We start from the raw sequence: 16,820 nt of genomic DNA, 5'->3' as shown, positions 1-16,820 counted from the left end.
TCATGTTGGTGGCATCTAGGGGATAGAAAGAGCGCACCCGCACTATCAATTCCTGGTTATGCTGCAGAAAACACTTCAGACTATATAGGCAGGCTGTACGAGAGCTATAAAGGGCATTGGCCTCTCCCCCACATACAGGGGGGTTCCGGTAGGAGCGCTGCGCTATGAACCGCTATAAGTGGTCAGCTAGATATCCCTTAACTTCCTCTGATTTCGGGGCCTTGAACACCTCTTTGGTCGTATTGTGCTCAACTATTCTGCCCTCTTGAAAAAACGCGACCCTGTCCGAAACTTCTCGTACCTGCTTAACAGAGTGAGTGACCAGCACTATCGTGAAATTCTTCTTTAGCTCCTTGATTAAATTCTCCACAACACCTGTAGCCACAGGATCAAGCGCAGAGCACGGCTCGTCCATCAACAGCATAGTAGGCCTAACCGCAATCGCTCGGGCTATGCATAGACGCTGTTGCTGCCCACCAGAAAGCTTACACGCACTATCCTTCAGCCGTCCGCCCAGTTCATCCCACAACCCTACACGTCGCAAACTTTCCTCAACGATGTCATCAAGCCGCCTCTTGTTTCTGGCTAACCCATGCAGCTTAGGCCCATAAGCTATGTTTTTGTATATCGAGTCGGGAAACGGGTTCGGTTTCTGAAACACCATACCAACCTTCGCCCGCAGCAGCACAACATTAGTGTCGGGCGAGTGCACGTCCATCCCTTCAATGTCAATCTTGCCTTCCACCTTGCAATCTGGAACAAAGTCATTCATGCGGTTAAAACATCGCAAGAACGTGGACTTGCCGCACCCAGACGGCCCTATAAGGGCAGTAACCTCCCTTTTGTACACATCTAGGTTAACATCGAACAAAATCTGCTTCTTGCCATACCACAGATTCAGACCCTCTACTGCAGCATGAACTTCTGACACTGAAATTAAGCCCTTAATACATCTGACATGGTATACAGCCCTGCCGGCTTTCCTACCAGCCAGCACGCGGCCTTGATAGCACCCCGCGCAAAAACCCTTCGATCAATCGCCCGGTGCTGCAATTCTACAATCTCATCATCCCCGAGGAACATAACCGCATGATCGCCTATCACCCCTCCTCCTCTGGCAACGGAAAACCCCACGGCGCCACTCCGCCTACAACCGGAACCGAAGGTGTGCTGCTGCGATTCAAGCTCAACCCCCATACCCTGTGCCACAGCCTTACCCAGCATTAGCGATGTTCCAGAGGGCGCATCTTTTTTCGCTCTATGATGCAATTCTCGAATCTCTACATCATAGCCCCGAAATCCAGCTGCAGCCATTTTAACTAGCTCTAGTAACAATGTAACACCCAAACTCATGTTGCACGACCATAAAAGCGGAACCTTCTCCGCATGCGTGCGAAAATCCCTCTCATCGACTCCGGTAGTGCCGCTAACAAGTGGAACACGTTTCTCGGAGGCAATGCCTACACACTCGAGCATACACTCAGGACTACTAAAATCAATAACAACATCAGAGCAATCAAAAAGAAATTCCTTGGAATCCGTAATCTTGGCACCATGGCCACAGCCGAGCACTGCCCCCATATCCTCGCCTACAAGGCCATTCCCCCGCCTTACAACACCTCCACTAAGCTCAACACCACCAGTCCCTACAACCTCCTGTACAATTATGCGGCCCATTCTACCCAAACAACCAACTATGCCAATCTTCATTGCAAGGGACCTTAAACCACGTGCAGACGCCTTTTGTACCACTACTCTACGTAACACACGGCAACACAAACATGCAGCTGCCGGCGGCGGTGTATGATAGCGTCCCACAGATACGGGGCACGCGCAACGTTTCTTTTTATGACAGCTGCCAGATCGGCATACAGTACGCAATTGCGACGCATTAGCAATTCAACCTACAGTACCCACCACGGTAGTAAAGCAGGGGATTGGCATCATCAAGAATTTTACAGTCCAGCACCCTACCAACCACAATTTTGTGATCTCCCCCATCGTACAGATGATGCATCGTACAATAAAAATAGGCTATGGATCCGTTTATCACGGGCATACCATCCACTACTGTAAAATTATAGCTCTCCCAAAACTTCCTATTCCTCTCTGCAAAATTTCTGGAAACGTCGGCCTGGTGCTCACCCAAAATATTCACAACGAACTGGGTGCACATGCTAAACACACCAAACCTCGAAGAAGTTTTCTCAATAGAAAACAATACCAGCGGCGGATCCAGAGACACAGAGTTGAACGAGCTAACCGTAACTCCATGCATAACACCACAGTTGTCCATCGTAGTTACCACAGTAACACCGGTGGCAAACCTCCCCATACAAGACCTAAATAGTTCCGAAGAAACATCGCCGAGTTGCATTCGAACCGGGAATTACAGAAACCTGATACCTATCTTACCGAGAAACGCGCCCAGAAAAAGCAACAGCCCCACGTACATGTTGATCCTGAACATATACATGCATCTGCTGGGGCTGTCAAAGTCTGACTTTGCGTATTGGTAGTAGAATATGCCGGCAATCCCCAACATGCACACATAATAAGCAGCACCCAACGAGGATATTACGCCCGTACTCACCCACATGGTAGTGGTAAGTATATACAGCCTCCCTATGTATCGCTTTGTATTAGCACCGAACTTGACTGCGGTGCTTCCCAGGCCCAAAATCGCGTCATCCTCCTTATCTTGACAGGCGTATATGGTATCATAGGCGGTGGTCCAAAATATGCATCCTATGTACAGGAGTATGGACCCAAGCACAAGCTTATTTGCCGCCATTGCAGAGCCTATCAACACCCCGCAATTGAATACAAAACCGAGAAAAAACTGCGGGTAGGAGAAATATCTTTTCATCAAGGGATATAGCACAATACCAACTGCAAAAAAGGTGCTTAGGTAGAAAGTCATCGCGTTGGTCAATAGCAAAATACCTAGGGCGATCCCAACCAGCAACAGCAGCACTTTTAATGCCTGAGGAACAGTAAGGGCACCAGAGGCAAGAGGCCTGTTTTTGGTCCTCCGGACCTTTGCATCTATCTTTCTGTCAAATATATCATTGATCACACACCCAGCAGTCCTCACAATGGCCGCACCGACCGCGCTGAGCACAAAAAGCCACAGGGTTTTCGCGATGCTGTTTGACGCAATGGAGATACTGGCAAGCGCGGGAAAGGCAGCAAGTAGGGTTATTTCCACACTTTGCAGCCTGCACAGCGTAAAATACGGGAGCGGGAGGTGGCATTTGATGAGGTTCTTGACTCTACCCAGCAACATAGGCCACCCCAACACACATACTAGCTTCACGGTCTACCACAAAACCGCTGTTCGCTCAAGGCAAACCTACCGGCTAGGACCTTCACCAAACACTACAGAAACCTGTACAGAGCAGCGTGTAGCATCAATTGCTATTAATCTAAGCAAGACTTTGGTAAAGGGATGGGGTCCCTCGTTCTTTTAGCTATGCAATGCAGCGCCAGGAACAGCAAGGTTTGCAGTAGTGACGACACTTGCCACCAATTCGGTGCTGGGCATAGCAGGTTCTGCTGTTGACAACACCGTGCACACGTCTGCTACCACCTCAATCAACTCCGCAGTGTTGGTGCTGATCCCACCTGCGTTTAGAATACCCAACCCCTCGCACGTACTTGTTGCTCCTAGCAGCGCCTTCGCGGCACCGATCAGTTCTTGCTGAGCCTTAATCCTAGGCTTCCACTCATCGTCTATGGCTCTAAGCTCATTCCTGAGCTCAATCCTAGGCTTCCACTCAGCGTCTATGGCTCTAAGCTTATTCCAGAGCTCAAAACGACCATCTATGGCTCTAAGCTCATTCCTGAGCTCAATCCTAGGCTTCCACTCAGCGTCTATGGCTCTAAGCTCATTCCTGAGCTCTTCACGGGCGTCACACGATACCTTGACCCTACCCAAGCGCAAAAGGGACGAACGGGCAGCACTAATCAGCCTCTGCTCGCCCGAGAAGCCGCTTGGCCTGCTAACAGGACAATCCGAACCCACTAACATAAGCCACCCCAACACACATACTAGCTTCACGGTCTACCACAAAACCGCTGTTCGCTCAAGGCAAACCTACCGGCTAGGACCTTCACCAAACACTACAGAAACCTGTACAGAGCAGCGTGTAGCATCAATTGCTATTAATCTAAGCAAGATTTGGTAAAGGGATGGGGTCCCTCGTTCTTTTAGCTATGCAATGCAGCGCCAGGAACAGCAAGGTTTGCAGTAGTGACGACACTTGCCACCAATTCGGTGCTGGGCATAGCAGGTTCTGCTGTTGACAACACCGTGCACACGTCTGCTACCACCTCAATCAACTCCGCAGTGTTGGTGCTGATCCCACCTGCGTTTAGAATACCCAACCCCTCGCACGTACTTGTTGCTCCTAGCAGCGCCTTCGCGGCACCGATCAGTTCTTGCTGAGCCTTAATCCTAGGCTTCCACTCATCGTCTATGGCTCTAAGCTCATTCCTGAGCTCAATCCTAGGCTTCCACTCAGCGTCTATGGCTCTAAGCTTATTCCAGAGCTCAAAACGACCATCTATGGCTCTAAGCTCATTCCTGAGCTCAATCCTAGGCTTCCACTCAGCGTCTATGGCTCTAAGCTCATTCCTGAGCTCTTCACGAGCCTCACGTACCTTAGCTTCACTCTCAATCCTAGGCTTCCACTCAGCGTCTATGGCTCTAAGCCTATTCCTGAGCTCAAAACGACCATCTATGGCTCTAAGCTTATTCCAGAGCTCAATCCTAGGCTTCCACTCAGCGTCTATGGCTCTAAGCTTATTCCAGAGCTCAAAACGACCATCTATGGCTCTAAGCTCATTCCTGAGCTCAATCCTAGGCTTCCACTCAGCGTCTATGGCTCTAAGCTCATTCCTGAGCTCAAAACGACCATCTATGGCTCTAAGCCTATTCCTGAGCTCTTCACGTGCTTGCTTAGCCCTACGCGCCCTAGCTTCACACTCAATCTCAGACTTACACTCAGCGTCTATGGCTCTAAGCGTATTCCAGAGCTCAATCCTAGGCTTCCACTCAGCGTCTATGGCGTCAAGTTCCTTCCTGAGCTCTTCACGTGCTTGCTTAGCCCTACGCGCCCTAGCTTCACGCTCAATCTCAAGCCTCCACTCAGCGTCTATGGCGTCAAGTTCCTTCCTGAGCGCTATACGAGCATCTATGGTTCTAAGCGCACGCCTGAGTTTTTCAATCAACTCTGCGTTGTCAGTGCTGGACAAACATGTTCCTTCTAGAATACCTAAAGCACTGCACTCACTTGCTGCTCGCAGAAACCTCTCCAAGCAAGCAACAAGAACTTCACGAGCCTCACGTACCTTAGCTTCACTCTCAATCCTAGGCTTCCACTTAGCGTCTATGGCTCTAAGCTCATTCCTGAGCTCCCCCCTGGGGTCTTCGCACGACCCTGACGAAGGCACAACACAATCACTCACAATACAAACCAGTCAAGTTAGACAAGGTTCATGCATACACCAACATCTCTGTGGTGTCAAGTCTCACAATGCAATGTCAAAGGTTGTAACCACTTGACAACAGCAAAGATTAATTATAGCCTGTAGCGTTGTTGGCCCTGGTGCGGTATAATGAAAAGGACATTTCAGCCAAGTAGGATTGTGAGAAAGCGCAGGCACGGTTTCCGCGCGCGGATGTCCACGAGGTGGGGAAGGAAGATCCTCAATAGGAGACGTGCCAAGGGGAGGGGTCTTCTGTGCGCCTGAGGGGGGTTGTCACTCTAAAAAAGAGAAGGGAGTTCTCACATGCTAGGTTCAGTGGGCGCTCTGCTAGTAGCGGCGGTCTGTTGTTGCAAGCTGTGGAGGACCCTGCTGGCCCGTCGGGGAGTGCCGGGTTGGTCCGGGTTGGTTTTACTGTAAGTAAGAAGTCTGGCAACTCTGTTGTCCGCAACAGGATACGCAGGCGGTTGAGGGTTGTCGCTCAAGATGTAATCTCCGCAAGTGCGGCCAGGGGATTCTGTTACGTTTTTGTGAGCAGCAGCAGGCTGTCGTACGCTAAAGTGTCAGATTTGCGGTCTAGCCTGGTATCGTGCCTGAAGAGGCTGAAGTTGTATACACCGGCTAGCGACTAGTTGTGGGGGAATTATGAGTTTGCTGAACTCTCTCCTGTGCATCCCTGCTGTTGGTCTGTTGCTGTTTGCCGGAGTGCGCCTATCTATTGCATCTAGCTGGCTGCAAATACGGGGTCTCCCCCTTGCTATTTCCTCGCTGTTCGCGGGCAGAGGGAGAAAATTCTCCTCCGTAGCCGCTTTATGCACAATTGTTGGTGGGAACTTAGGCGTTGGCAATATCTCTGGGACCGCGGTGGCGTTGAGTTCGGGAGGGCCCGGCTTCATAGTTTGGATGGTGCTGATAATAATAGTCACCTCAATTATAAAATATGCCAACTGTTATATAAGCATCTCCACTAGGGTACCAGCAAATGGCAAGACGTTCGGGGGGCCTGTAGTGTACATTGAGCGCGCCCTGGGGGCGAGGTGGGCCCCATCCGTCGTTGCATTCGTGACTGCAGTATGCGCCGTGACTGTTGGAAATTTGGTCCAGGTAAATTCTCTGGCTATCCCCATGAACCTGATGGATCTGCCTCCACTGGCTGCCGGCGTGCTGATGGCGTTTGCTCTCTTCTTCGTCAGCGCCTTGGGTATGGGTTTCATAGCCAAAACTGTCTCTGGCATTGTCCCAGCAATGGTGATATTGTACGTGGCGCTGTGTTTCATCGTTCTGGGGAAGTGCTACGACAATATTTTGCCTTCTCTAACGCTAATTCTCACCAGCTTCCTGAATCTAGATAGCCTGAAAAACGGGGCGACTTTGGCATTCGTGGCAGAAATCCTGGCAGTTGTGCAGGTTGGGGCGCTGCGTGGTATATTTGCGACCGACATAGGTCTGGGGCTTGAGGGGACGGTACATTCGCTGGTGACAAACGAGGGTGACGACAGGAGGTTTGTGGCGCAGCAGAGCCTAGTATCCCTGATTTCACCGTTCATTGTTGCAATCGTAGCCTTCGTCACAACCATGGTGTTGCTCACGACCGGAGTGTGGCCTGATACTGAGCTGGAGAGCACGAACATGTGCTTTGCTGCCTTCACGAGCGTTTTGGGAGCGGGCTATGTAGAGTACGCGCTGTTGGCACTGATGTTCTGTTTCTCGTTCACCACGATACTGACGTGGCTTATGTGCTCAAAGGAGGCGCTGCTGTATGTTTTGCGGAGAGACTTTTACGGGAAGGCCTGGACTACGCTTTTTATAGCCATAGCCCCCATAGGGTCTGTGTGTGCGGTTAGACTCGTGTGGGATATTGCAGACCTTTCGATTTCGCTAGCCATAATGGTGAACACGATTGGAATGCTTGTACTAGCATCACAGTATCGAGATATGTTCAAGATTGCGCATCTAAAGTAGCCGTACCCCGGAGTTTTATGCATCTTTGGGCTGATGGCCCAGCATCCGTGGAAAAATATTTGAGGCCTCTGGCTCAGTAGTGGGCGGCTTGTTGGGGAGTGCCGCAGCACTATCCGGGAGTTGCACCGCAAGTTACGCAATCTGTCAGCGAGTAGATTGTGGCTCGGTCGCTGTACTATCGCAAAAAGAAGTTGCCCGACGTACATTCTTGCCACCGGCAATACACTTGGTACATTTTTTCTCCTGCACAAAACCAGCTGCATTGATGTGCCAGGGCCTACCGGTACGTGCACTTTCTACTTTGATCGAAGATCCACTAAACGATACATAATGTGCTCCGCGCTCTTTGACGTCATCATAACTAATATGGGGTACATGGCTGCATAGTGACGGGTAGTGCACACCGAGCTGGGTGTGTATTACCAAATCTGCTTCCGAACAGTGCTGCACAATGAATTCGGTATCGCAAGAAATCAGCACCCTGCTTCCATATGTACAACCGCCTGCCACACATATTAGCTTCTTACCCCGACCAAAATACTCCTCGTTGACAATGCGGGTCTGCCCATTTTCCCGAGCCCATGCGGAGTATGCAAATCCTCTCGCGCTATTCCCCTTCCTCATTGCAAAATGCAGCTTCCCATCACCCTCCTTCACCGCCACACCGTTAATTCCAAAGAGGATGTCCGGAGTTTTGTAGGTAATCGCAAGTAGAAGTCCAGACAAGGTAAAAAGTAAACCTGACACGATTCTGAGAGTCCCTCGCCCCCAGCTGAACGCCAGCAATCCAAGCGTCATAAGTAGCACAGCACTGGGAGGAATACTGCGCACAGTTGGCGCTAACCATTCAACTTTCGCGCCATAACGAGCAACACACAAAATCAGGCCTACAGACATCTCCAACACGCGGGACACTAATGAGCCAATAGACAGGTAGTCCATCACCACGTATACAAGGCCTAGCGGTATTACTACAAATGCTGTGAGCGGGATTGCGACAATATTCGATATCACTCCAACCACGGAGAAGTAATTGAAGTGGTATACAACGTATGGAGCAGTCGCGATACTGGCAATCAGAGAGCCAGCAGCTGCAGCGGTAATATACCTCACAACACTGCACGCAGAAATCACCTTACTTACGTCACAACTTGCAGCCAGCGCTATAACGGCAGCAAACGACATCTGAAAACTGGGTAGTAAGATTGCCTCAGGAGTGAACAGCAGTATGATAAACGCAGCAAGAGATATGGAGCGCAATCCGTTGTTGGGCTTATCAATCATTATCCCAACAAAAGTCAGGGTCACCATAATAAACGCCCTACAAGCCGAAACTGGCATACCGGAAACAAGCAAGTAGAGAAAACTTGCGATAACCGCTGCAACCGCGGCAAACTTCTTTATATTATATTTGAGGGTTATGGTCTCAGACAGGACGAAAATATTCCTGGTAAGCATGAAGAAGATACCAGCAACAAAAGATAGGTGAAGCCCAGAAATCGCAAATAGATGTGAAAGCCCCGAGTTTCGTATATCTGCTAGAATCTCGTCTCTGATGCCCAGCCTTTTACCAACCAGTAGCGCCGCCATTATCTCTGCACAATCCCGCTGAAGACCCGAAACAAGCCTTGCGTATATCCGGTCTCTTACTCTCTCAACCCGCTCTTTGAGCCCCACCCCACTTCGGCGCTCATGCAACTTAACCTGGGAGGTCGTAAAACCAACTGCATCGATACCCCTGAAGTACGCAACTCGCGCAAAATCGTAGCCATGCTTAGATGCGGAAATAAGCGGTGGGTGCATAACTCCAGAAAACGTCAGTATGTCCCCCGGCCTTATTGTAGGATCGATTGCAGTCCTTACAGCAAGTCTGGCACATATGCCCTGAATCCTGTCACTGGTTACATTACACACCAGGAGTTGAATGTACCTGGGCTTATGATTAATTTCTTTCAGCACTCCGGTAGCATTACTGACGTATGTCCGGCGAAACGTGGCAGTGGGCGGCCTTTTGGAGAACAACAATGAAGTTCTACAATATGCACTTACAAACCCTAATGCCCCAAACGCTAAAATTATCGGCAGAAGCCTCCTCTCAACCAGCGTGAGCAAAAAAAGTATCAATGCCGCACAAGCTACAAGTGCTGCAAGTACGAAACCTGGCTCGTGCTTCAGGGAAAAATATAGTAGGATGCCCGCCGCTTGCAATGCTGGAATCCATACCACAAAATTGCAGGTTTGCAATGCAAGCGCACTGACAGTCAATTGCCAGAGCCGCCTTGCGTGAAACGGTCCTACTGCGGGCTGCATCGCGTTAATGGTGAGCCAAAAGCTATTATTGGATTAAAATCTTAAGAATTCAAGCGCCACAACACGGGACCAATTTTTGAGTCACGCGTAAATTACTGCATTACAGCCCTGCTCCCCATTAGGAGCGCCATGGCTCACCCATATTATTGACAATCCCGTGCCCATCCTAATCATCCACCCTCTTGTAATGCTGCCAAACAATCAACTACATGTGGAGTCGCACTCGCTTTCGTTTCGGCCTATTGTAGCAATTCACAACACAATCTGTATGACGGTCTACTACGCGTAGCACAATCAAGCCGACAGTGGCCTTAATTAAGTAATCTACCGCACGCTGGTTAATCAGCCCTCAGCTCGCCACCTAGTTTTTGCGCCACTAGGGATATAATGCGCTCCGAAACGTCCTTGATCTCCAGTTCGGTCATAGTACCCATCTTTGACATCATCACCACAGCAACAGCAATAGATACCTTGTCTTCGGGAACGTTGTTGCCGCAGTAAACATCGAAAACCGAGACCTCCTCCACATTGGGAACGCTGCTTACTACATCAACCAAGGCTTTAGCCCGTATTCCTTTGTCCAACACGAACGCAAAATCTCTCTTGACTGTCTGGTACTTGTGCACCGAAAACTCGTCCTCTGCGGAGCATGCACTAATGGTTGGAACGCGGGACACAAATACCTCAAAGCACACAGCGGCAAACCGCAATTCAAAAAAGTCAGCAAGGTCGGGGTGCAGCTCACCAACATATCCGCACAGTACATCGCGAAAGTATATATCGGCAGACCGCGCTGGATGCATGTAATTTCTACTGCATTCTCTGAACTCAACCGACCTACTATCGGCACCCAGCTGGGTGAGCACCTGCAAAACATCGCACTTCACATCAAAAAAATCAAACTTCCTGGTAGAGACATGGGGATTGCGTGGAGCACAATCACCAGAACGCACGCCACACACCGAGCGCTCGTTGCTGTCAAGCAATCCACAATACACTTCCCCAAGTTCGAAAATTGCTACACTCTCGCACCCGCATGCTTGATTGCTCGCAACCGTCTGTAGCAAGTTGGGCAAAAGAGTCGGACGCATAACGTCGAACTTGTTGCTTACTGGGTTCTCTATATGCAAATCCTCAATGATATACCCGAATTTTTCCGCTACAGCACTGCTCATGAAGGACCACGTTACAACCTCTGTAAGCCCCGCGGACAGCATGACCAGGCACAATTTGTCGCCATCATTGCGCGAACCACACCATCGTAGGTTTGCAGCATCGGGAGTAACGGGCTGCTCTTGAACCTTGTCATACCCGTGCATTCGCAACACTTCCTCTACAATATCGCGGGAGGACCGTACATCAGCCAACCTCCAAGACGGAACGGTCACCTCCCACGGACACCCTTTATCGGCATCAACCCCGAAACCCAAGGCTGTCAATATACCGAGAATCTCCCCGTGTTCAATGTCAACACTGCCCACAATACTTACAGAATCTGGATGGAAACTTATCACCCTGCCCTCAGGCAACGGTGCCTCGCCGCACATCACAACATCGGATGCAACGCCGCCACAGTACTTTACAATCATGTGTGCCGCAAGATCCAGACCGAGCCTAATGCACCCGGGATCAGTAAATCTCTCAAACCTAAAGCTGGAATCCGTGGATAGCTTAAGACTCCTGGCCGATCTCGCAATGTCAATCGGATCGTACCATGCGGATTCGAGAAACACGTTCCCGGACTCTAGCGTACACTCGCTCAACGCTGACCCCATAACACCAGCAATGCAATGTACGGCCCCAGCACCATCGGTCACCACCAAATTGTCGTTACTCAAGGTGTATTTCTTCCCGTCAAGCGCGCAAAAATCCGCGTTCAAAGGCGATGCACCAACAATAAGCTTACCTCCTTGTATCTTGTCGGCGTCGTATACATGCATGGGCCTGTTTAGCACCAACATGACATAATTCACTATGTCAATAATGCACGAGATAGTTCTGATGCCGGCAGATACCAATCGATCTTTTATCCATCTGGGTGAGTTCTCAGTATTTTTGACAGACCGGATATATCTACCCATAAGCACACCCGTAGAGCGCATTTCGGCCTCTATTGGGGAACTCCCAAAAGTCTTCAGGTCGACAGCAGACAGCGGCTTCAAAGTGCCAACCCCGGCAGCTACCAACTCCCTTGCGATGCCGCGCAGGCCCAGACAATCCCCCCGGTTCGGTGTCACACCAACCTCGATCACGGCCCCAGGCAGAAAGAAGCTATCCCCTACTGCGTAGTCAGAACTCGGGAGGTCCAGTATACCGGAATCCTGCAGCTTTGACCCCTGATGAACGCCGAGCTCGTCGGCAGAACAGAGCATGCCACGGCTCGTCACTCCCCTAAGCACCACCTCAGCAATCGTAAGGCCACCATTGGGAACAACAGCACCACAGCGCGCCAGCACAGCCAGCATACCCTCCCTAACGTTGGAAGCGCCACACACTACCTGCACGTGACCCGCGCCATCAAAGACTTCGCAAACCCTCAGTTTATCGGCTGAAGGGTGTGGCTTAACCGCGTCGACCCGTGCAACCACAAACGGGGCCGGACTCCGATCTTCACGAAACAACTCTGCCTCGATACCCAAGCGAGACAGCTCATCCGCAACCGCACCAGCCGACCACTCGGTATCCAAATGATCTAGAAGCCAGGAATATGCGAACCTCACGGGTTAGCCCTCAACGGCCTTCTTAGGCTCCTCTTCTTTCCTGTCTACAAATTCCATAATGGCAACTGGCGCGCAATCGCCCGAGCGGAACCCGTCTTTCAAAATCCTGGTGTACCCGCCAGGACGTCGCGCGTAGCGCTTGGCCAGAACACCTAACATCTTGTTAACCGCCTCTAAATTCCCGCCCAGCCGGGAGAGCAGAAGCCTGCGGCCACGGACTGGATCCTTCTCCGCAAGCCTACGCGCAATGGTAACCAACCTCTCCACAAACGGCCTCAGGTCCTTGGCTTTCGCAACCGTGGTGACAATACGCTCGTGGCGAACCAGCGACACCGCCATATTAGCCAACATGGACACCCTATGCGCAGTAGGGCGGGAGAACTTTCTACAACTTACACCGTGCCTCATTACAAACCCTCACCTACTACCACATGCGCAGAATCCACGACTAATCCTCACTATACTGCTTACTAAGATTCTCAATAGACTCAGGCGGCCAATTAGGAACTTTCATACCCAGATGAAGGTTCATGCTCGCTAGAACCTCGTTTATCTCATTCAGGGACTTCCTACCGAAGTTGGGAGTACGTAACATGTCGGACTCCGTCTTCTGAACAAGGTCACCTATGTACGTTATGTTATCATTTTTCAGACAATTGTGGGACCTTACAGAAAGCTCCAGCTCATCAACCTTGCGAAGCAGATTATGATCATAGGGCAGCGCCCCTTCTTCCTTATCAACTTTCTTCCTGACGGGCGATTCTCCCTCTACTTCCTCAGAGCCTATAAACGCTTGAAGCTGGTCCTGCAACACCCTGGCAGAGACAGCCACGGCCTCGTCTGGGGATATAGAGCCATCCGTCTCAACCGAAATAACAAGTTTGTCATAATCGGTGAACTGGCCTATTCTACTGCTCTCGATCCTGAACGCAACCTTCTTCACGGGACTGTAGAGCGCATTAGTAGCAATAAAACCAGGGCCTGCCTCGCTAGTGGCGCCAGACCTGGAAGCCGCTCTGTACTCAGAAGCGGGGACATAGCCCTTCCCGCTGTTCACGTATATCTTCATACTGAAGTTGGCATCTTTACCCAAAGTGCAGATATGCAGGTCCTTGTTCAAAATAACACAACCCTCGGAATCACCTATGGCAGCCGCAGTGACCTCTCCAGGACCCTTAGCAACAAGGCGCAAAACCCTGGACTCAGAGGTCAAAAGCTTAACCCTTAGCATGCTGAGGTTGAGCACCAAATCCGCAACGTCCTCCCGGACTCCAGACAGGGACGTGAGCTCGTGCGACACACCCTCAACCTCTATTCCGTACACAGCAAAGCCCCTCAGGGAAGACATCATAACACGCCTGAGCGCATTACCCAAAGTGAGAGCGAACCCGCTCTCCAGGGGCTCCACAATCAACTCAGCGGAGCGCGACACATCGCCATCACCCACAACCTTTATGGAAGAGGGCCTGGTCAACCTATCCCAGTGATCAGAGATCGAGAACTCGCCGCCATAGCACAAACCAACGGAGCCTCCCCCACTATCAGAAATCGCCATAAATCTCCCGCAAACAAAAACTATACCCTGCGCCTCTTCGGCAGTTTACATCCATTGTGAGGGAGCTTAGTAGTATCCCTTATGGACGTCACGTTGAGGTTACAGGTCTGAACCGCCCTTATGGCAGCCTCCCTACCGGCACCGGGGCCAGATATGCACACCGACACGGTCCTCATACCATTCCGCTCAACAACAGCCTTCACCGCTCTTGCAACAGTCTCCTGAGCAGCATAAGGGGTTGCCTTCTTGGAGCCCTTGAAGCTGCAAGCTCCGGCCGACGTGGTAATGAGAACGTGCCCCTGCTGATCAGCAATCGTCACGATCACGTTGTTATAGGTGGCATAAATATGCACCCTACCGACAACGACGTTTCTCCTTTTCTTAACTACCGCCATACAACTCCACTACCCCTTCTTGACAGCAACAGCCAGTCTGGTGCCGCCCTTGCGGGTCCTGGCATTCGTGTGCGTTCTCTGACCCCGCACGGGAAGCTTTTTCCTATGGCGCAAACCCCTGTAGCAACCTATGTCCATCAGAAACTTGATGTTCATAGCCACCTCTTTCCTCAGGTCAGCCTCAACAACACAACCAGACCTTATGAAGTTCCTGATCTTAACTACATCCTCGTCACCAAGGGAGGACACGAGTGCATCCTCGCTTATACCGCAACCTTTGCAGATCTTGCTGGCCAAAGACGGACCGATACCATATATGTACGTTAAGGCGACCACAACACGCTTATTCACGGGGACATTAACCCCACCTATACGCGCCACTAAGAACCCCTATAAAACACCAGCGAAACTTCTGTATAGCAAATGTACCACCCACCGTCAACTAGTTATTTAGGACATCTACTATATCCCTTATAGTCTGAAATACTTCGCCCACGGATCTATTGCTGTCCACCCTCGTCACCAGCTCTCCGTAATATTCTTCCAGCTCCCCAATCACAAACTCATACTCCGCGATCCTGCGCTTTACTGTTTCCGCTGTATCATCGTTCCTGCTAATATAATCACGACAACCGCACTCATCGCATACAACTGTGCCGAAACTCGCATTTGACACCTTACCGCAATCTCTGCATATCAGACGCCCATTCAGCCTGCGTTCCACAACTTCCGCATCCACCTCCAACTTTATCACGACATCGATCTTGCAGCCCATTAACTGTAGGACAACCGCTAAAAACTTGGCCTGGAGCAGATTTCTTGGAAACCCATCCAATAAAAATCCCCGACCTACTTTTCTAAGCTTGCTGAACAGAATCTCGCACACAAGTGCATCATCGACAAGGAGGCCTGCACGCATTACGCTTTCTATCTCCTTACCCACTTCAGTGCGTTTACGAGACTCGCTGCGCAGCAGATCACCCATGGACACCACTTGCAGGCGACCATCCGAGTACTCAGCCAACATGCGCGCCTGCGTTCCCTTGCCAGAGCCAGGAGCCCCCAAAATGAGCAGGTTTACTTTGCCTTTTTCCATAACTCAGATTTCTTCATCAACGCGCTATATCTGCCAGAGTACACCTGAGTCTGAACCTGAGAGAACGTGTCATTTATGACATTCACGATAATCAAGAAGCTGGTACCCCCCAGAGTAAACGAAACGGCACAGTAGTGCCGGATAATTTCCGGCACAACGCACACAACAGACAAGTACACCGCCCCTAGGACCGTGATCCTACCTATAACCTGGTCAAAATACTCCTGGGTCGCCTTGCCAGGGCGCTTCCCGGGAATAAACCCTCCATTTTTCTTCAGCATCTCTGAAGTCTCCTTCGTATCAAACACAAGCGAAGTGTAGAAGAAGGTAAAAAACATTATCAGCGCTATATATACGGAGACGTACAGAACACCCTCAGAGGAAAAGTACCCTAGTAGCAAATCGGCCCACTCAGACCCAGAATGAAACCTCACAAGTGAGATGAAGGATAGCAGCAGGGCGTTAGCAAAAATTGGAGGTATAACACCCGCGGTATTTATCTTTAGCGGAATGTAACTAGAACCGCTGTTGTAAAAACGGCCACCAGTCTGCCGTTTCGGGTACTGAACGAAGACTTTCCTGTACGACCTCTCAAAAAAAATTATCAATAAGAATAGGGCAAAAAACGCTGCCAGTATCGACAGAACCACTAGCCCCGAAACCTCCCCGTTTTTTCCCAGTAAAAACACGGAGGATATCGAACTAGGTAGCTCGGAAATTATTCCCACAAAAATTATGAGGGAAATACCATTGCCTATGCCTTTCGCATTGATCCTTTCTCCAAGCCAGAGCAGAAACATGGTTCCGGCAAGTAGGCTACTGATCCCAACAACCCGGAACATTGCCCCCGGGTTTATGACTACCATAACCTCATCAGAGTTCATGCGCTCCAACCCCAAGAGTATAACCAACCCCTGTATGACACAAAAAACCACGGATAGATACCTTGTATAGGTGCCCATCTTCATCCTACCAAGCTCGCCATCTTGCCTCATCTCATTCAGGGCAGGTATAGCCACGGAGAGGAGCTGCACTATTATGGATGAAACTATGTACGGCATGACGTTGAGCGCGAAAACAGTCATCCTGCCTAGAGCGCCTCCAGAGAACACATTGAAGATGCCCAGAACGCCTGTCGCGTGGCTAGAGACTATGTCTTCCACGACACTGGGATTAACCCCGGGGATGGGTACATAGGTGCCCAAGCGATATACTATCAAGGCGAGCAGCGTGAACCCAAACCTCCAGAGCAGCCCAATATTGCCTCGCGAACCCACCTTCACAACAAACCT

At 50.5% G+C, this 16,820-nt stretch carries 17 protein-coding genes; 3 read left to right on the top strand and 14 right to left on the bottom strand.

What is annotated here, in order from left to right; genetic code table 11:
- Positions 1 to 172 precede the first annotated feature (172 nt).
- From pstB to ACIS_RS05085, 6 genes are all read right to left on the bottom strand, one after another.
- On the bottom strand, positions 173 to 931 hold the full coding sequence (gene pstB, locus ACIS_RS01985) for a phosphate ABC transporter ATP-binding protein PstB (RefSeq protein WP_010265176.1): 759 nt from the start codon (positions 929 to 931) through the stop codon (positions 173 to 175).
- Positions 932 to 936: 5 nt separating this feature from the next.
- Positions 937 to 1,710, bottom strand: a complete 774-nt coding sequence (gene dapB / locus ACIS_RS01980; protein ID WP_012880563.1) for a 4-hydroxy-tetrahydrodipicolinate reductase — start codon at positions 1,708 to 1,710, stop codon at positions 937 to 939.
- 181 nt (positions 1,711 to 1,891) lie between these two features.
- A complete protein-coding gene (locus ACIS_RS01975) occupies positions 1,892 to 2,377 on the bottom strand; it encodes a flavin reductase family protein (protein ID WP_010265186.1) in 486 nt (161 codons plus the stop codon).
- Between the two features lie 12 nt (positions 2,378 to 2,389).
- Positions 2,390 to 3,289, bottom strand: a complete 900-nt coding sequence (locus ACIS_RS01970) for a 4-hydroxybenzoate octaprenyltransferase (RefSeq protein ID WP_010265190.1) — start codon at positions 3,287 to 3,289, stop codon at positions 2,390 to 2,392.
- Positions 3,290 to 3,469: 180 nt separating this feature from the next.
- Positions 3,470 to 4,033, bottom strand: a complete 564-nt coding sequence (locus ACIS_RS05090) for a hypothetical protein (protein WP_148207710.1) — start codon at positions 4,031 to 4,033, stop codon at positions 3,470 to 3,472.
- A 179-nt stretch (positions 4,034 to 4,212) separates the two neighbouring features.
- Positions 4,213 to 5,472, bottom strand: coding sequence for a hypothetical protein (locus tag ACIS_RS05085; protein WP_012880560.1), 1,260 nt, complete (start codon positions 5,470 to 5,472; stop codon positions 4,213 to 4,215).
- 150 nt (positions 5,473 to 5,622) lie between these two features.
- Between ACIS_RS05085 and rpmH the strand changes: the two genes are divergently transcribed.
- From rpmH to ACIS_RS01950, 3 genes are read left to right on the top strand one after another with little or no spacing between them, the layout of a single operon-like run.
- Complete coding sequence (rpmH, locus tag ACIS_RS05240; protein ID WP_012880559.1) at positions 5,623 to 5,757, top strand: 50S ribosomal protein L34; 135 nt, start codon at positions 5,623 to 5,625, stop codon at positions 5,755 to 5,757.
- Positions 5,748 to 6,122 carry a ribonuclease P protein component gene (rnpA, locus tag ACIS_RS01955; protein ID WP_012880558.1) on the top strand — a complete coding sequence of 125 codons (375 nt, stop codon included), beginning with the start codon at positions 5,748 to 5,750 and terminating at the stop codon, positions 6,120 to 6,122. The genes rpmH and rnpA overlap by 10 nt, the downstream gene beginning before the upstream one ends.
- A 13-nt stretch (positions 6,123 to 6,135) precedes the next feature.
- Positions 6,136 to 7,452: an alanine:cation symporter family protein gene (locus ACIS_RS01950; protein WP_012880557.1), complete on the top strand. Its 1,317-nt coding sequence runs from the start codon at positions 6,136 to 6,138 to the stop codon at positions 7,450 to 7,452.
- A gap of 144 nt (positions 7,453 to 7,596) precedes the next feature.
- Here ACIS_RS01950 and ACIS_RS01945 read toward each other — a convergent pair whose 3' ends face one another.
- The 8 genes from ACIS_RS01945 to secY all read right to left on the bottom strand — a co-directional run bounded on the left by ACIS_RS01945 (position 7,597) and on the right by secY (position 16,811).
- A complete protein-coding gene (locus ACIS_RS01945; RefSeq protein WP_238523314.1) occupies positions 7,597 to 9,678 on the bottom strand; it encodes a ComEC/Rec2 family competence protein in 2,082 nt (693 codons plus the stop codon).
- Between the two features lie 422 nt (positions 9,679 to 10,100).
- Positions 10,101 to 12,482, bottom strand: coding sequence for a phenylalanine--tRNA ligase subunit beta (pheT, locus tag ACIS_RS01940; protein WP_012880555.1), 2,382 nt, complete (start codon positions 12,480 to 12,482; stop codon positions 10,101 to 10,103).
- Positions 12,483 to 12,485: 3 nt separating this feature from the next.
- The gene (rplQ, locus tag ACIS_RS01935) at positions 12,486 to 12,890 is read right to left on the bottom strand and encodes a 50S ribosomal protein L17 (protein WP_012880554.1); all 405 of its coding nucleotides are present in this window, start codon (positions 12,888 to 12,890) and stop codon (positions 12,486 to 12,488) included.
- Positions 12,891 to 12,930: 40 nt separating this feature from the next.
- Entirely contained in the window at positions 12,931 to 14,037 is a 1,107-nt protein-coding gene (locus tag ACIS_RS01930; RefSeq protein ID WP_012880553.1) for a DNA-directed RNA polymerase subunit alpha, read from the bottom strand.
- 20 nt (positions 14,038 to 14,057) lie between these two features.
- Complete coding sequence (gene rpsK, locus ACIS_RS01925; RefSeq protein WP_012880552.1) at positions 14,058 to 14,432, bottom strand: 30S ribosomal protein S11; 375 nt, start codon at positions 14,430 to 14,432, stop codon at positions 14,058 to 14,060.
- A 9-nt stretch (positions 14,433 to 14,441) separates the two neighbouring features.
- Positions 14,442 to 14,813, bottom strand: a complete 372-nt coding sequence (gene rpsM, locus ACIS_RS01920) for a 30S ribosomal protein S13 (protein ID WP_012880551.1) — start codon at positions 14,811 to 14,813, stop codon at positions 14,442 to 14,444.
- A gap of 61 nt (positions 14,814 to 14,874) precedes the next feature.
- Positions 14,875 to 15,528, bottom strand: coding sequence for an adenylate kinase family protein (locus tag ACIS_RS01915; RefSeq protein WP_012880550.1), 654 nt, complete (start codon positions 15,526 to 15,528; stop codon positions 14,875 to 14,877).
- Positions 15,510 to 16,811 carry a preprotein translocase subunit SecY gene (gene secY, locus ACIS_RS01910; RefSeq protein ID WP_012880549.1) on the bottom strand — a complete coding sequence of 434 codons (1,302 nt, stop codon included), beginning with the start codon at positions 16,809 to 16,811 and terminating at the stop codon, positions 15,510 to 15,512. The genes ACIS_RS01915 and secY overlap by 19 nt, the downstream gene beginning before the upstream one ends.
- Positions 16,812 to 16,820: the final 9 nt, after the last annotated feature.

The sequence above is a fragment of the Anaplasma centrale str. Israel genome, from assembly GCF_000024505.1.
Classification (GTDB): Bacteria; Pseudomonadota; Alphaproteobacteria; order Rickettsiales; family Anaplasmataceae; genus Anaplasma; species Anaplasma centrale.
Note: the sequence above shows the minus strand (reverse complement) of the source record. Positions and strands in the feature narration are given on the sequence as shown.

Bases quoted from the DNA above. Each gene is read 5' to 3' on its own strand.
- dapB (WP_012880563.1), bottom strand. From the start codon at position 1,710: ATGAAGATTGGCATAGTTGGTTGTTTGGGTAGAATGGGCCGCATAATT.
- ACIS_RS01975 (WP_010265186.1), bottom strand. From the start codon at position 2,377: ATGCAACTCGGCGATGTTTCTTCGGAACTATTTAGGTCTTGTATGGGG.
- ACIS_RS01970 (WP_010265190.1), bottom strand. From the start codon at position 3,289: ATGTTGCTGGGTAGAGTCAAGAACCTCATCAAATGCCACCTCCCGCTC.
- ACIS_RS05090 (WP_148207710.1), bottom strand. From the start codon at position 4,033: ATGTTAGTGGGTTCGGATTGTCCTGTTAGCAGGCCAAGCGGCTTCTCG.
- rpmH (WP_012880559.1), top strand. From the start codon at position 5,623: ATGAAAAGGACATTTCAGCCAAGTAGGATTGTGAGAAAGCGCAGGCAC.
- ACIS_RS01950 (WP_012880557.1), top strand. From the start codon at position 6,136: ATGAGTTTGCTGAACTCTCTCCTGTGCATCCCTGCTGTTGGTCTGTTG.
- rplQ (WP_012880554.1), bottom strand. From the start codon at position 12,890: ATGAGGCACGGTGTAAGTTGTAGAAAGTTCTCCCGCCCTACTGCGCAT.
- ACIS_RS01930 (WP_012880553.1), bottom strand. From the start codon at position 14,037: ATGGCGATTTCTGATAGTGGGGGAGGCTCCGTTGGTTTGTGCTATGGC.
- rpsK (WP_012880552.1), bottom strand. From the start codon at position 14,432: ATGGCGGTAGTTAAGAAAAGGAGAAACGTCGTTGTCGGTAGGGTGCAT.
- ACIS_RS01915 (WP_012880550.1), bottom strand. From the start codon at position 15,528: ATGGAAAAAGGCAAAGTAAACCTGCTCATTTTGGGGGCTCCTGGCTCT.